The 14,160-nt window shown below is 64.1% G+C and carries 13 protein-coding genes; 8 read left to right on the top strand and 5 right to left on the bottom strand.

Annotation, left to right across the window (positions count from 1 at the left end; genetic code table 11):
• The first annotated feature begins 117 nt into the window (after positions 1–117).
• Positions 118–1,302 carry a beta-ketothiolase BktB gene (gene bktB / locus AC1DYS_RS18420; RefSeq protein WP_477901726.1) on the top strand — a complete coding sequence of 395 codons (1,185 nt, stop codon included), beginning with the start codon at positions 118–120 and terminating at the stop codon, positions 1,300–1,302.
• Positions 1,303–1,329: 27 nt separating this feature from the next.
• On the opposite strand, the gene pssA is transcribed toward bktB, so the two are convergent.
• Entirely contained in the window at positions 1,330–1,971 is a 642-nt protein-coding gene (gene pssA, locus AC1DYS_RS18415; protein ID WP_477901724.1) for a CDP-diacylglycerol--serine O-phosphatidyltransferase, read from the bottom strand.
• A gap of 263 nt (positions 1,972–2,234) precedes the next feature.
• Here pssA and AC1DYS_RS18410 point away from each other — a divergent pair, with 263 nt between their 5' ends.
• The 7 genes from AC1DYS_RS18410 to AC1DYS_RS18380 all read left to right on the top strand — a co-directional run bounded on the left by AC1DYS_RS18410 (position 2,235) and on the right by AC1DYS_RS18380 (position 9,297).
• Complete coding sequence (locus tag AC1DYS_RS18410; protein ID WP_477901722.1) at positions 2,235–4,616, top strand: HzsA-related protein; 2,382 nt, start codon at positions 2,235–2,237, stop codon at positions 4,614–4,616.
• A 194-nt stretch (positions 4,617–4,810) separates the two neighbouring features.
• Positions 4,811–5,227, top strand: a complete 417-nt coding sequence (locus tag AC1DYS_RS18405; protein ID WP_477901720.1) for a 6TM ABC transporter family protein — start codon at positions 4,811–4,813, stop codon at positions 5,225–5,227.
• Positions 5,188–6,531 carry a type I secretion system permease/ATPase gene (locus AC1DYS_RS18400; RefSeq protein WP_477901718.1) on the top strand — a complete coding sequence of 448 codons (1,344 nt, stop codon included), beginning with the start codon at positions 5,188–5,190 and terminating at the stop codon, positions 6,529–6,531. Before AC1DYS_RS18405 ends, AC1DYS_RS18400 begins: the two co-directional genes overlap by 40 nt.
• A complete protein-coding gene (locus tag AC1DYS_RS18395; RefSeq protein WP_477901716.1) occupies positions 6,528–6,704 on the top strand; it encodes a hypothetical protein in 177 nt (58 codons plus the stop codon). Before AC1DYS_RS18400 ends, AC1DYS_RS18395 begins: the two co-directional genes overlap by 4 nt.
• A 7-nt stretch (positions 6,705–6,711) precedes the next feature.
• Positions 6,712–7,869 carry an alpha/beta fold hydrolase gene (locus tag AC1DYS_RS18390; protein WP_477901714.1) on the top strand — a complete coding sequence of 386 codons (1,158 nt, stop codon included), beginning with the start codon at positions 6,712–6,714 and terminating at the stop codon, positions 7,867–7,869.
• Between the two features lie 121 nt (positions 7,870–7,990).
• Entirely contained in the window at positions 7,991–9,073 is a 1,083-nt protein-coding gene (locus AC1DYS_RS18385; RefSeq protein ID WP_477901713.1) for an AraC family transcriptional regulator, read from the top strand.
• 17 nt (positions 9,074–9,090) lie between these two features.
• Positions 9,091–9,297 carry a hypothetical protein gene (locus AC1DYS_RS18380; protein ID WP_477901712.1) on the top strand — a complete coding sequence of 69 codons (207 nt, stop codon included), beginning with the start codon at positions 9,091–9,093 and terminating at the stop codon, positions 9,295–9,297.
• A gap of 64 nt (positions 9,298–9,361) precedes the next feature.
• Here the strand turns inward: AC1DYS_RS18380 and AC1DYS_RS18375 are convergent, their stop codons facing one another.
• The 4 genes from AC1DYS_RS18375 to AC1DYS_RS18360 form a co-directional block, all read right to left on the bottom strand.
• Positions 9,362–9,787 (bottom strand): MOSC domain-containing protein, encoded by a 426-nt coding sequence (locus AC1DYS_RS18375; protein WP_477901711.1) that lies wholly within the window; start codon positions 9,785–9,787, stop codon positions 9,362–9,364.
• Between the two features lie 124 nt (positions 9,788–9,911).
• Entirely contained in the window at positions 9,912–10,277 is a 366-nt protein-coding gene (locus AC1DYS_RS18370; RefSeq protein WP_477901709.1) for a hypothetical protein, read from the bottom strand.
• 223 nt (positions 10,278–10,500) lie between these two features.
• Positions 10,501–11,526 (bottom strand): DUF6708 domain-containing protein, encoded by a 1,026-nt coding sequence (locus tag AC1DYS_RS18365; RefSeq protein WP_477901707.1) that lies wholly within the window; start codon positions 11,524–11,526, stop codon positions 10,501–10,503.
• A 6-nt stretch (positions 11,527–11,532) separates the two neighbouring features.
• Positions 11,533–14,148: a T6SS effector BTH_I2691 family protein gene (locus AC1DYS_RS18360; RefSeq protein ID WP_477901705.1), complete on the bottom strand. Its 2,616-nt coding sequence runs from the start codon at positions 14,146–14,148 to the stop codon at positions 11,533–11,535.
• Positions 14,149–14,160: the final 12 nt, after the last annotated feature.

Below are 14,160 nucleotides of genomic sequence, written 5' to 3'. Positions count from 1 at the left end.
CTACAGCTGCGCTTTGCGCCTCGTTGGCGGCCGCTTCGTGAGTCACGCGAGCGCTCCCATAGCGTTAACAGGCCCTGGCATGATGGCACGTCAAACCACCGCTTTGCAGAGGCCATCATGAGCAGAGAAGTCGTCATCGTCAGTGGAGTCCGCACCGCCATCGGCACCTTCGGTGGCAGCCTGAAAGACGTGCCGCCCACCAAGCTGGGCGCCATCGCCGTCCGCGAGGCGCTGGCCCGCGCGCAGGTCGACGGCAAGGACGTGGGCCACGTGGTTTTCGGTCACGTCATCAACACCGAGCCGCGCGACATGTACCTGGCGCGCGTGGCCGCGGTCGACGGCGGCATCGGCCACGACACACCGGCACTCACCGTCAACCGGCTGTGCGGCTCGGGGCTGCAGGCCGTCGTCAGTGCGGCGCAGAGCATCTTGTTGGGCGACGCTGAGGTGGCCGTTGCAGGTGGCGCCGAGAGCATGAGCCGCGGGCCCTACTCGCTGCCGCAGGCACGCTGGGGCGCGCGCATGGGCAACGCGACGATGGTCGACATGATGCTGGGCGCCCTGCACGACCCGTTCCACAACGTGCACATGGGCATCACCGCCGAAAACGTGGCTGCCAAGTGGGAGATCAGCCGTGCGCAGCAAGATGAAGCCGCACTCGAGAGCCACCGCCGCGCGCAGCAGGCAACCGCCGCCGGCTACTTCAAGGAGCAGATCGTTCCGGTGCCGCTCGAAAGCCGCAAGGGCACGGTGATGTTCGACACCGACGAGCACGTGCGCAACGACGCCAAGCTCGAAGACATGGCCAAGCTCAAGCCAGCGTTCAAGAAGGATGGCGGCACGGTGACCGCCGGCAACGCCTCGGGCCTGAACGACGCTGCAGCGGCGCTGGTGCTGATGGAGCACGCGGAAGCCGAGCGCCGCGGCCTCAAGCCTCTGGCGCGGCTGGTGTCGTACGGCCACGCCGGCGTCGACCCGCTGTACATGGGCATCGGCCCGGTGCCTGCGTCACGCAAGGCGCTGGAAAAGGCAGGCCTCAAGGTGTCTGACATCGACGTGATCGAGGCCAACGAAGCCTTCGCCGCGCAAGCCTGTGCCGTCACAAAAGACCTCGGCCTCGACCCGGCCAAGGTCAACCCCAACGGCTCCGGCATCTCGCTCGGCCACCCGGTGGGTGCCACCGGCGCCATCATCACCGTGAAGGCGCTCTACGAGCTGCAGCGCATCAAGGGCCGCTATGCGCTGGTGACCATGTGCATTGGCGGCGGTCAAGGTATCGCCGCGGTGTTAGAGCGGATGTGAGGCTTGTGAAGCCAGCGAGCGGCGCGGTCAGAGCTTGGGGATGTGCAGCGTCTTGCTGATCATCAGCGTGCCCGACAGCACGAACATCAGCGACAGCGGGTGCAGCGTCCACGGGCCCAACTGCATCGCGCCGCCCCACAGCGCATCACCGAGTGCGCCCTGCCAGGCGGCCAGCGCAAGCACGCCGCTCAGCAACACGCTGGTGGGTATCGGCGTGCCCTCGAAGTAGGCGACCTTGCCTTCGGCGCCCGAGAGCGATTCGGCAGTGACGTTGAAGCGCGCCAGGCGCGACACGCCGCAGCAGACGAAGTAGACCAGCGCCATCACGTCCCAGCCGCCCGCCAGGCCGGCGGCGAAACCGAGCGCGGCAGGCGCCACGCCGAAGGACACGATGTCGGCCAGCGAATCGAGCTCGCGGCCGAGTGACGAATGCGTCTGCCGCCAGCGCGCCACGCGGCCGTCGAGCACGTCGAAGATCAGCGCGGCAGGCGCCATGGCGGCGGCCGCGTAGAAAGTGGTGAGCGACTGGTTGGCCATGTACGCCATGGTCAGGAACACCGCCAGCACGCCGCAGGCCGCGTTGGCCAGCGTGACGAAATCGGCCAGGTGAAAGCCGCGGATCATGGAGAAATGCCGCGGGGCGGGGCGAGCGGTTTGAGTGTGCGCCATGGTGTGTGCTCAGTGAGGTGGTTTACCGACCATCGTAGGCGATGAGCGAGCACTGTCTGTCGTCGCGCGGCGCCAAGGCGCTGTAGGACAACAGGCCGCTTGCTGGTTCTCCGACGAGTCGTTGCAGGGTCGGCGACGAATCGCTTGATGATTTGCGTGACCGATTGCGCAGGGCCGCAGCGCGCTCGCCGCCATGTCCGTTTTGTTCAAGATCGCGCGGGTGAGGCCATGAATATTCCGGGCACTTCAAACCGGAATCGTCCATGCCCGCAAACCTGTTTCGTGTGCTTGCCTTGTTCGTCGCGGTCGCCTGCGTGTCCTGCAGCGGCGGCGGCTCGTCTTCTACAGCCGACGTCGGCAGCCCTGCTCCACCACCCGCACCGGGCACGCCCTCGCCTCCTTCCCCGCCACCGCCTTCTCCACCACCCATCCCTGCGGGCGACACCAGCACCGGCTACCCGCTGATGTTCGTGACCAGCGTGCCGGGCACCGGCTTCAACCACCAGCTCAACACCTTCTCGAACCACGGCACCAGCATCACCGACTCGATACCCGGCGGCGATCTCTACCTGCGCTACCCGGAGGGCACGCTGCGCAACCTGACGCAGGAAGCCGGCTGGGGCGTGGCAAACGGCGGCGTGCAAGGCGGTGCCAAGGCCATCGCCGTGCGCCAGCCCTCGGTGCACTGGAGCGGCGACAAGGCCCTGTTCTCGATGCTGACCGGCGGCCCGACCTCGCGCTACGACAACCCCAAGCGCACCTGGCAGATGTACGAAGTGACGGGCCTGAAGCCGGGCGAGAAAGCCGTCATCACCAAGCTTGCGAATCAGCCTGCCTACAACAACATCTCGCCGATCTACGGCAGCGACGACCAGGTGCTGTTCGCCTCGGATGCGCCGCTGTTCGGCATGGCACACACCTACCCGCAGCTCGACGAGTACGAGAACGCGCCCACCAACACCGGCATCTGGAAGCTCAACCCGGCCACCGGCAAGGTGGCGATGATCGAACACTCGCCCAGCGGCGTGTTCGACCTCTACCTCGACAGCTTCGGTCGACTGCTCTTCACCAAGTGGGACCACCTGAAACGCGACCAGCAGGCCGACATCGACCGCTACGACGGTGGCACCTATGGCCCGTACGACGTGACCGACGAGTCGGCCGCCGCCAAGCCGACTGCGTACCCGGCCTTCGATGCCAACGGCAAGCGCATCGCCGACGGCAAGGGCGTGCTGTACGACGTGTTCCCCGAGGCGCGCCGCAAGGAAGACCCGACCCGCCTGGCCAACGAGTCACTGCACGACTTCAACCAGTTCTTCATCTGGCAGATCAATGAAGACGGCTCGGAAGAGGAGACGCTCAACCACGTGGGCCGGCAGGAGTTCGGCGGCACCTACATGGAAGGCGTGTTCAACGACGACAAGAACCTGAGCGACGCCTTCCCGAGCTTCGACGCCAACGCAGCGATGCGCCAGACCTTCCGCGCCGACTCGGGCTTGTTCCAGCTGCGGGAAGATCCGGCACAGCCAGGCCGCTACGTCGCGATCTACGCACAGGAGTTCGGCCGCCAGGCCGCCGGCCGGCTGATCGAATTCAACATGCCGCCGGGCACCAACCCCGAGACGGTGGCGATGACCGACCACACCAATGCCACGCTCGACGACGATCCCGAAGGTACGAAGCCGCGCACGCCCAGCATGAGCGGCCACTTCCGCAACCCGCTCAAGCTCGGTGACGGTCGCTTCATCGCCAGCCACACCAACGAGTACCGGCTGAACAAGGATGAGTCGAGCGACGCGACCCGGCCGCAACCGCGCTATGTGTTCCAGCTCAAGGCGCTGGTCAAGAACCCGGCGGGCAACGACCTCGTCGCCAGCACGCTGCTCACCGGTGGCCTGAACAAGGACGTGCAATGGTGGGAAGGCAACGCCACCCTCAACCGCTACAACGGCCCGCTGAACGAGACAGACGTGGTGGAGGTACGCCCGCGCACGCGGCCGGGCACCAAGGGCATGCAGACCGCGCCGATCGAGAAGCAGGTGATCGCCAGCGCCGGCGTCGACGAGACCGCCTTGCGGCAATGGCTCATCACCAACAACATGGCGCTGATCGTGTCACGCAACGTCACGCTGCGCGACCGGGCGGACGTGTCGCAGCCCTTCAACCTGAACGTGCCCGGAGGTGTGAAGAACACGCCCAAGGGCGGCAAGGTCTACGACATCGACCGTTTCCAGATCCTGCAAGCCGACTTGACCCGCGGCTACGGAGCAGGACGCGGCGAACTCTCACCGGGTCGGCGCGTGTACGTGAAGCCGCTGCACAACTCGGCACAGCACCCGTTGGTCGAAACGGTCGTACCGCCCCTCGTCGGCGCGCCCGCCGGCACCGTGAAACTCGGCAAGGACGGCTCGATGGCCGCCTTCGTGCCTGCCGGCCGCGCACTCACCTGGCAGCTGATGAGCCCGACCAACGCGCCTGTCGTGCGCGAGCGCGTGTGGGTGAGCTTCGCGCCCGGCGAGATCCGCACCTGTGCAAGCTGTCACGGCCTCAACAGCCAGACGCAGAACGGCCTCACGGAACCGCAGAACGCACCGCAAGCGCTGAGCGACTTGCTGGAAGCGTGGAAGAAGCTGCCCAAGCCCTGAGAACATCGGAGCGGCCGGGACCTACGTCCCGACTTCGCAAACGGACGCAGGACACGCGTCCCGCTCCGTTCTGAAAAATAGGGCCCTCGTTCACGGGGGCAGCAGGACAGCCGACTCATTCTTCTTTTCGATGCCATCACCAGAATTTGTCTGAGTGATGCGGCCCCGTTCGGGCTGCTCTCGAAAGGAATCTCATGAAGTGGTTGTTTGCGAAGCGGCTGCGGCCGTTCGTCCTGCGGGCCGCAGCAGCGAGCCTGGTGTTGAACCTGGCCCTGCTCGTGCCGTCTCTCTATGTGCTGCACGTCTTCGACCGCGCCTTGGCAAGCAGCAGCATCGACACGCTGGTGATGATGAGCCTGGCCTCGCTGCTGGTCATGCTGCTGGCGTACGGCATGCAGACGGCCCGTGCGCGGGCGCTTGCCTCGGCCGGCCGCCTGCTCGACGAACAGTTGTCGCTGACGGCCTTGTCGACCCGGCTGCGCCGTGCCGCAGCAAGCGGTGGTGCCGATGACGATGCGCTGCACGACATTGCCGAGTTGCAGAGCTTCATGTCGAGCCCCTGCCTCACGCGATGTTCGATGCCCCCTGGCTGCCGGTCTCCCTGCTGCTGATCGGCTGGATGCATCCGCTGCTCGGCATGGCGGCTGCGCTCGGTGCGCTGGGCCTCTCTGGCACGACCCTGCTCACCGAGCGGCTGACGCGCCAACGCGCCGATGCCGCCTTGAAAGCGGCTCGCCAGGTCGACCGGCAGACGCAAGCACTCGCGCGGCGTGCCGAGGTGATCGTGGGCCTGGGGATGATGGGTGCGGCGCTCGCGAGCTGGCGGTCGCGCCAGTCCACGCTGCTCGATGCGCAGGACGGGTTGGCTGCAGTCTCGCGCCGCCTTTCCGCCGCCACGCGCATCTCGCGCCTGGCCTTGCAGTTGCTGATGTTCGGCCTCGGTGGCTGGCTGGTGATGGACGGGCAGGCCTCAACCGGCGTCGTGGTGGCGGCCAGTCTCCTACTCGGCCGCGCCCTGCAGCCGATGGAGCAACTCGTCGGCGGCTGGCAGGCACTGGTCGACGCACGGGGTGCGTGGCAACGTCTGCAGGAACGCGGCGCACCGGAGCCGGCCCCGAACATGGTGATGCCCGTTCCGAATGGCGAACTGAAGGCTGACGGTCTGGTGTTCTCCGCCGCGCCTGATCGCGCAGCGCTGATCCGCGGCCTGAGCTTTCAACTCGGCTCTGGCGAGAGCCTGGGCATCGTTGGCGCCAGCGCGTCGGGCAAGACGACCTTGCTGCGCCTGCTGCTCGGCATCTTGAAGCCGCAGGCGGGCGCGGTGCGGATGGACGGGGCCGACGTCACGCGCTGGGAACGCAGTGCCTGGGGACCGTTCGTCGGCTACCTGCCGCAGGACGTGCAGCTCTTCGCCGGCACCGTGGCCGAGAACATCGCACGGCTCGGCGCCGTCGATGCGCACCAGGTCACCGAGGCCGCGCAGCTGGCCCATGCGCACGAAATGATCCTGCGCCTGCCGCAGGGTTACGACACCCCGGTGGGTGAGGCAGGCTCCGCGCTCTCGGGCGGGCAGCGCCAGCGCATCGCCCTCGCCCGCGCGCTCTACGGCGACCCACGCGTTGTCGTGCTCGACGAGCCCAGCGCCCACCTGGACGCCGAAGGCGAGCAGGCCCTGCTCGAAGCGCTGAAGGCCCTGAAGCTGCGCCGCGTGACGGTAGTGATGGCGAGCCACCGACCGGCCTCGATGGAAGAGCTCGACAAGGTGGCGGTGCTGCGCGATGGCATGTTCGAGGCGTTCGGTTCGGCCGCTGCCGTGCTCGCCCGTTTGCAGCCGGTATCGGGCACCGCGATGCCTGCGCCGCTCCGCCCTGTTCCCCTTCGACCGGTGAGCTTTTCGACCCGCAAGGCCGCATGAGCGGCACACTTGAGCAGAGCGCACGAACACCGCGGCGGCACGCAACAAATGAAACGAACGCCCGCCTGACCGAAACGCTGACGATACGTATGCTGACCAGACTGGACCGCCCGGTCGCGCTCCATGCGCGCAAGATAGTTCAGGATTCAGGCCATGACCGACAGTTGCTGTGACCTTGCCATGCCTCTCACGAGCCGGCACCCCACCCTCCTCAGCACGGCCACGCCCAGCCGCCGCGCCCAACCTGCGGCAGCGCGCCCTGCGAACAGCAGCACCTTCAAGCAGCAGATCCGCTTCTGCACCGCGCACGACGGCGTGCAGATCGCCTACGCCACCTCGGGCCGCGGCACGCCGCTGGTCAAGGCCTCGAACTGGCTCAGCCACTTGGAATGCGACAACGGCAACCCGGTGTGGGGCCACCTGATCGAAGAGCTCTCGCAGCGACACACGCTCATTCGCTACGACCAGCGGGGGTGTGGCTTGTCCGACTGGAACGTGGCCGACATCTCGTTCGAGGCCTGGGTGAGCGACCTGGAACGCGTGGTCGACGCGGCCGGCCTGGCGCGCTTTCCGCTGCTGGGCATCTCGCAAGGTGCGTCGATCGCAGTGGCCTATGCGGTCCGACACCCGGAGCGCGTGAGCCACCTCATCTTGCACGGTGGCTATGCACGCGGGCGGCTCAAGCGCAACCCGAGCCCGCAGCAACGTGAAGAAGCCGAGACGATGAACAAGCTGGCCGAGCTGGGCTGGGGCCAGGAGAACCCGGCCTTCCGCCAGTTCTTCACCACGCAGTTCATTCCCGGTGGCACGCAGGCGCAGCACGAGTGGCTGAACGAGCTGCAGCGCGTCTCCACCTCGCCTGCCAATGCGGCCCGCATGATGCGCGTGTTCAACGACATCGACATCGTCTCGATGCTCGACCACGTGACCTGCCCGACGCTGATACTGCACGCCGCGGGCGACGCGCGCGTGCCCTTCGACGAGGGGCGCCTCTTCGCAAGCCACATTCCAGATGCGCGTTACGTGCCGCTCGAGAGCAACAACCACCTGCTGTTGCAAGACGAGCCGGCCTGGCAGCGCTGGATGCAGGAGCTGCAAGACTTCCTGCCTCGCTTCGTGCAGGACACGAGCAGCCTCAGCCACCTGACGGCGCGCGAACGCGAGCTGGTGGAACTGATGGCACAGGGCCGCGACAACAGCCAGATCGCTGCCTTCACCGGCCTGAGCGAAAAGACGGTGCGTAACCACATCACGAACATCTACGCGAAGCTCGAAGTCGAGAACCGCGGCCAGATGATCGTGATGGCGCGCCAGGCCGGGTTCGGCCGCGGCGCCTAGCGGCTCGGCGCGGGACAGGCGTCCCGCCTCGGCGAGCTGAAACAGCATCTGCGCGGGACTTTCGCCTCATGCGCTAAGGCGCGCGAGTTTCGAGAATTCATCTCGAACCTCTCGCGCTCACATGACCTTCAATCTCCATCACCCGCACGCGCCAATCCGCGTGCTGCACAGCCTGCGTGGGCACCAACGCCTGAATCCCGCGATGGCCTTGCTGGAGATCGACACCCACCACCAGTGGGTTGAGCTGGCCCTGCTGCCGCTGGACCTGGTGGCGGTGTGCATCTCGTGCGACAGCGGCATCGAGTTCGCGCCGTCGACCGGCGGATCTCGCCACCTCTCGCTGGTGGCGCCGCTGCGGCACGCGCCCATCACGTGCCGCACTCGGGGCCGCGCGCAACTCGCCATCGCGCTGCTCACGCCACTGGGCGCGATGCGCGCGTTCGGCACGCCGCTGAGCGAACTGCAGGCGGAGCATGGAGCGCTCTCGCTTGTCGTGGGCAAGTCATCCGCAGCACTCGCCCGGCGCCTGCTGCGCGTGCGCAACGCGACACCGGCCATGCGCTTGAATGCGCTTGCGCTCTGGCTCGAACAGTGCATGGCGCAAGGCGCTGCCGCGCTGCCCGCCGCACTGCGCAGCGCCGATGCGGCCATGCGCCTGCTTGAACAGCCAAGCCACGCGCAAGGCCTTGCCGGACTGGCCACCACCTCGGGCGTGACGCCGCGCCAGCTGCGACGAGACTTCGCGCACTGGCTCGGCGTGTCGCCAGTCGGGTACCGCCGCGTGGTGCGTCTGCAGCGCAGCCTGGGCCACATCGCGCAGGGCATCCCGCTGGCATCCATCGCGGCCAACCAGGGCTATGCCGACCAGGCCCACATGACGCGCGAGATCTTCGACTGGACCGGCATCGTGCCGAGCCAGGTGTCGTCCCTGCACGCCTCGCCGTCACTCAGCGCACTGCGGCATGCTTTGGATGGGCGGGTGGCGATGGTGCACGCAGCGGCGGGCCTGACCGCCCCCGCGCACCGCATCGACCCGCGACGCTACGCGCGCTGCGTTGAGGTGTCGAAACGCGTCTGCTGGGACATCGACCGCGACATCTTGTCAGGCCTCGAACACCCACGCCCCTCGAATTTGCTGAGCACCCCGATCAGCGAACCGCCAACCACACGCATCGTGACGGCCCTCGGCGCCATGCTGACGTGACTCGACTCGCCATTCTCATGAACAACAAGCTTCTTCTCATCGTGAAACTGCTGCGCCGTTCCGTGCGCGGCGTGAGCCGCCTCTTGTCCGGCAACACCGGCGGGCGGCTAGACCGCTATCTCGAACAAGCCGTCGATCACGCCGACCTCAAACGCCGGCTGCAAAATTGGCAAGCCTCGGAGCGCCACGAAGCGATGACTCGGCTGATCCCTCAGCGGCACTGATCCGCATGGAGCATTTGCTGCTTCTGCCCTTGCTCAGTGCTGTGACTTGCTGCGCGCTCGCCGGCTATGCATCATGGGGAGCCAGCTCGCAGCGGACCTCATCACCGACCGCCAGCGCACCGCCCACCAGCACCTGCGCCGTCACGCCGCCATGGCCCCGCATCGCGTTGTAGCCACCGTGGCCCAGCACCTCCTCCATGCGTGAGCAGGGTTCGCAGGGGCCGGTGATTCGCAACACCACCGAGGTGCCGATGCGCAGCACCAGGGGTTGGTCCTTGAACAGGGCCTTGGTGGCCAGCAGGTTCAGACCCGAGACCACAAGATTGCGGCGCAGTAGAAGCGGATCGATCTGTGCCAGGCCGGCGAGCGCGGCGATGGCCGGTAAGTGCTCCGCCTGAATCAAGGTCACCTGGCGTTTGCTGCCGACGCCAGCGCGAGGTAGACGCTCTGCCGTGTGATCGCCTTCCAGCCCCCGCTGCGTCAGCGCCATGGCGGCTTTCACTTCGACCAGAGGCAAGCGGCGCGTTGACCGCAGGCAGATTCGATCCAGACGTCCCGGCCGAGGAAACTGCTGAACCAGCGCACGCAAGCCGACGGCGTCGCTGACGGATTGATCAACCACCATTCATCGCCTCGCGAATCGCAGCCGCCGTGTTCACCGCATGGGCAGCAACCTGCTCGTGGTTCATCGCCACCACGGCGAGCGGATAAGTGCCCGACACGAAGCCACCATAGGCCACCTCCACCGCCACCACGTCTGGCGACAACCCTTCGATCGCCGCGACCAGGCAATGCATCACCGAACTGAATCCGCTGTCGTCGAACAGCGGCTCGGATTCGTAACTGACGCGGTAGTCAAAGGTTTCGTTATCGGTTTGATCGATGTCGATGCGGGGGATCATGGTGGGCTCTCGGGCGGGCTCTGCAGGGACGGTAAGAGCCTGCAAGTTCAACACGATTCGAGAGGTCGCGGCGTACATGTCATGACTTCCTTGCTTCCGACCCCTTCCGATCGGTGGTGCGAAGCAGGTCGGCGATCACGCGCAAGGGGAACCCTTCTGCCTCTTCGGACCCATTGACTCGAAGCCGCAGCCATGTCGCGTCCCAGCCTCGAACACCCTGTCCGAACCGCTCGTCCGTAACGCCGAATCCGCTCCCGGCTCCCAGCGTATTAACAGCCCAAATGGAACTTCTCGGCAAAACCTACTTGGCAAACGGTGGGATGCTGAATATCCACCCAAGAAGCGCGGCATCAGCCAAGAGTCCAATCAGCAGGAACAAGACAATCTTGCTGTACTCAGGGGTGGCCAGCACTTTCGCCGGACGCTGCTGCTCGTTAGCAACGCCGCAGTCAGCGTCAATATCTGCCGGCCAAACAGGCACACGGTTGGTGAGCATGCAAAGCCAGCGGGCAAACGCACCAAGCGCGGTAAACGGCAACAGCACGATGGAAGCCACTATGGCGGTCGGCGTGTTGAACAGCAAGGTCTGCGCGCCCCACCAGAAGCCCTCGCGCCTGCCGTTGATCGGCAAGTAGATCTCCGGCCTAGGCACCGCGTCGGGCCCATCTTCCATGAAACGACGCACATATTCCCATTGGGGATAAACCGCTTCTGGCGAGCTGCCGACATGGCCAAACGCAAACGTCTCCAGCACGGTTTTACGGTCTTTGGCCATCACGTGCCCGGCGACAAACCAGTTGTAGCTGCCGAACTGCTTGTTCTTGTTGTGGCGGATGTGCCAGAACACTTCGTCCCACCTCACGCGCAAGATGTCGGGACGGCGCTTTGGACGAAACGCATAAACCATGCGGGTCTTTCGATTGAATCGAATTGGGAAGTGCGTCAAGGTGAAGGCTTCGCGCAGCACGGCCCATAGAAGCACCCCAATGAGCATCAATCCGACGACAACACCAAATCCGCCCGCTAGCCAACCCTGCCACTTCTCAGCCTCAGCTGTTTTTGCGAGGCCTGTGGTTACTGCTGCGGGAAAGCTGGCAGTCAACCAAACGAAGGCCAACAAAGGGCCGAGACACAGCCCTGTCGCAATCCCTTTCCAAGCGTAGTATTTGTCGACAAATTCGACGCAGCACCCGTTTTGATCAATGGAGGTAAGAGACTCCCTTGGCGAAAAGGATGTTGGATATCCAGTTTCGACGTGCCTCTGTTGTTCCTCGTTGGTCAGTAAGCGATTTACAGGGTACTTGACAGCTAGACCGTCGTATTCCATGAGTTCTCAGCCGGCCAAGGCGACTTCTAGTTGCTTCATTTCGTTTTCCATGGAACGGTACTCATCCCCTTCAATGCCCCACAGCGTTCTTTCCAACCAATCCTGAATTTTGTTGTCCTTGAACAGTTCGATGACGATCGCAAGGGCCACGAGGACCACCAACAAAGCGATCGCAACTCCCCCCGTTATAAAGCCAAGCAATAGTCCGATAGCAAGCAGACCACCGGTCAAAGCCGACGCACCGTACAGGACCGCTAACCCCCAATTGCCTTGAGAGACTTCTTCTTTGGCATGCATGTAGTCAGTCACCGCCACAATAATGCCCGCCGCAGCTCCAGCGAGTTTGCCTGCCCACTTCAAGACATTCGCCCCGTACAAAGCAAGTCGCGCCGCGGTCATGCCCTGAGCTGCCCTCAAACTTAGAGCCGGCATCTTGCCGACTGCAATCATCGTTGTCTCGGTAATCGTTCCCGCCAAGCCCATCCAAGCAGCACGCAGCTTCCAGCGCACCTCTTCACTTTCATGAGCCATGGCAGTGTCCTCATCGGCCATGGCCTTGGACAGTGATATGCCCTGAAGGATGGCCGTCAAGACCCCCAGCCGAACTTCCATGTTCAGCACTGTGTTCAGCACACCTTTCGACGTGGCGGCTTCAAGCGCCTCCGGTGTCTGTATGGCACCCACAATGCGACGCGCTCGCTCGCTCGGACTCAGCCCCGCAGGCATGTCGCTCACCAGCTGCTTGGCACTCTTCTCATTGACGGCCAGCAGCCAACGCTGCCTCGCTTGGCCTTCCATCTTGACCCCTTCAACTTCCAATCGCCTCATCTCATCGGCCACAGCTTTATCGAGTTGCCGACCCGTGAATGTCTGCCCTGTGCTCTTGATCAGTTGCCTGACCAGCGCCTTTCGGAAGGCGTCTTTTGAGCCCAACACGTCCACTGGCACGATGTGCGCATTGCTGGTAATGCCCATCGCCAACAGAGCCGCCTTTGCACTCAGGCTCGGGTTGTCGAGCTGCGGCGCAATGAACCGGATCAAAGGGCCTGCCATGTGCACGAAGAACCGCGCAGTGGCATCCGCCGGTCCTTTGCCAGACATCCAGGTCTCGTACGCAGCCTTGTCCACTGCCGCAAAGGCTTCTTTGAACCACCCGCCCACATTCTCCCAGCCCGGCGTTCGCCAATCCAGCGATGGGTTCGCAGCGCTGACGACCTTGCGGGCCAATTCATCATTGTTCAGAACCAGCGCGCGCAGCAAGAGATTCTTCGGATCCAACATGTCACCCGGCAAGAGCTTGGCAGCCAAATCCATGAAGGACTTCTTGTCGGCCATGTCTTCGATGCACAAAGTCACCAGAGCCTGATACGCAAAGCCATTGGCAATGTTGGCTGCGTCAAAGTTGAAATCAAAATAGTCTTGCGTAGAGCTGTCTTGCAGCCATTTCGAATGGAAATCTGACAGCGTGAAAACCCAGGTACGGTCGAACTCAGCCAAGTCCTCCTTGAACTTGGCTTCAAATGCCTCGAGCTGCCCAGGCTTTAGCTTCTCTGCGTACTTGTCCCAGCTCTGACTCCGTGCCCTTGCCGCCTCTTGCGCAGAGACGTGCCGAAGTTCTTCCGTCCTTCTGCGCGTTGATTCAAACAGCGCATGGCCCAGCGGATTCCCCGAGATCTGGTCGTTTGCCAACTTCTCTGCTGCGGCAATTTCATCCTTGACCGACTGGTCAGCCACCGCACTCTTCACTGCCGCGATGGCGTTGGAAAGAGCCACCTGGCGAATGCGGCTGGGATGACTCATGAACTGAGCTGTCTGGTGTTGCAACAGGCGTGTAGTTTCACGAGTCACAGCGGTCGGATCTTTGATGCGCACGATCAGTCCGTGGTGCGCCTGTAAGCCGATCGGTGAGAGCCCTGCTTTGACTCGCTCAGCACTCTTGGCTTTCGCTGCGTCGCTGACAGCCTTCATGAAGGCAACGGGTTTTCCATCCGTGCCGACAATGCCTTTAGCCGAAAAGGCGAACGGGCTCCATGTGAACTGAGCGGCGCCGTGCGTTTGCGCAAGGCGAAACTCAGACAGGACTGTTTCAGCCTGATCAAGGGGCGCGCAGAAATTCTGCGCGTGATTCCCGACCCAAGCAGCCATGTCGACCCATCGCATAGCCCTTTGACGGAAGGACGCTTCCTTGTGGCGTGCGAATACCGCAGGCGTCCAGGCCACATCACTGAAGCCGAGGAATACCTTCCCAGCCGGCAAAGCCGTCGTGTGCTTGATGGTGATGCACGACGCCAGAGCCTTGTCGACCGGGCTCTGCGAACAAGAGAACGCCACCGTCTCGCTCTTGGGAGGCTCGTTCTCAGGGTTGAAGTAGTAGTAATAGCCGTCTGCAGTAACAACATACCCCGACCACTCCCGCCGAACCTCGTCGTATACGTAGAGATATCCGGTTCGAAGGGTACGCAACACGTATTTGAAGCGGCCGTTGTCCATGCCAGCCTTCGGGGCGTGAAAAACAAAAGGCTCAGTCACAACAGGCATCGGGTTGTCCGACATGGACAGTGCTAAGCGCGCTGGCATCAAAGGTATGCCTCCGCGCTCGCAAAACGGACAGGTCGTGGGCATTGATTGTTTCTC

The sequence above is a fragment of the Rhizobacter sp. P2_G4 genome, from assembly GCF_056403575.1.
This window is presented reverse-complemented; position numbering and strand designations above follow the sequence as displayed.

What these genes read in the sequence shown, in the direction of transcription:
- bktB (WP_477901726.1), top strand. Translation starts at nt 118, where the DNA reads ATGAGCAGAGAAGTCGTCATCGTCAGTGGAGTCCGCACCGCCATCGGC.
- pssA (WP_477901724.1), bottom strand. Translation starts at nt 1,971, where the DNA reads ATGGCGCACACTCAAACCGCTCGCCCCGCCCCGCGGCATTTCTCCATG.
- AC1DYS_RS18410 (WP_477901722.1), top strand. Translation starts at nt 2,235, where the DNA reads ATGCCCGCAAACCTGTTTCGTGTGCTTGCCTTGTTCGTCGCGGTCGCC.
- AC1DYS_RS18405 (WP_477901720.1), top strand. Translation starts at nt 4,811, where the DNA reads ATGAAGTGGTTGTTTGCGAAGCGGCTGCGGCCGTTCGTCCTGCGGGCC.
- AC1DYS_RS18400 (WP_477901718.1), top strand. Translation starts at nt 5,188, where the DNA reads ATGTTCGATGCCCCCTGGCTGCCGGTCTCCCTGCTGCTGATCGGCTGG.
- AC1DYS_RS18395 (WP_477901716.1), top strand. Translation starts at nt 6,528, where the DNA reads ATGAGCGGCACACTTGAGCAGAGCGCACGAACACCGCGGCGGCACGCA.
- AC1DYS_RS18390 (WP_477901714.1), top strand. Translation starts at nt 6,712, where the DNA reads ATGCCTCTCACGAGCCGGCACCCCACCCTCCTCAGCACGGCCACGCCC.
- AC1DYS_RS18385 (WP_477901713.1), top strand. Translation starts at nt 7,991, where the DNA reads ATGACCTTCAATCTCCATCACCCGCACGCGCCAATCCGCGTGCTGCAC.
- AC1DYS_RS18380 (WP_477901712.1), top strand. Translation starts at nt 9,091, where the DNA reads ATGAACAACAAGCTTCTTCTCATCGTGAAACTGCTGCGCCGTTCCGTG.
- AC1DYS_RS18375 (WP_477901711.1), bottom strand. Translation starts at nt 9,787, where the DNA reads ATGGCGCTGACGCAGCGGGGGCTGGAAGGCGATCACACGGCAGAGCGT.
- AC1DYS_RS18370 (WP_477901709.1), bottom strand. Translation starts at nt 10,277, where the DNA reads ATGTACGCCGCGACCTCTCGAATCGTGTTGAACTTGCAGGCTCTTACC.
- AC1DYS_RS18365 (WP_477901707.1), bottom strand. Translation starts at nt 11,526, where the DNA reads ATGGAATACGACGGTCTAGCTGTCAAGTACCCTGTAAATCGCTTACTG.
- AC1DYS_RS18360 (WP_477901705.1), bottom strand. Translation starts at nt 14,148, where the DNA reads ATGCCCACGACCTGTCCGTTTTGCGAGCGCGGAGGCATACCTTTGATG.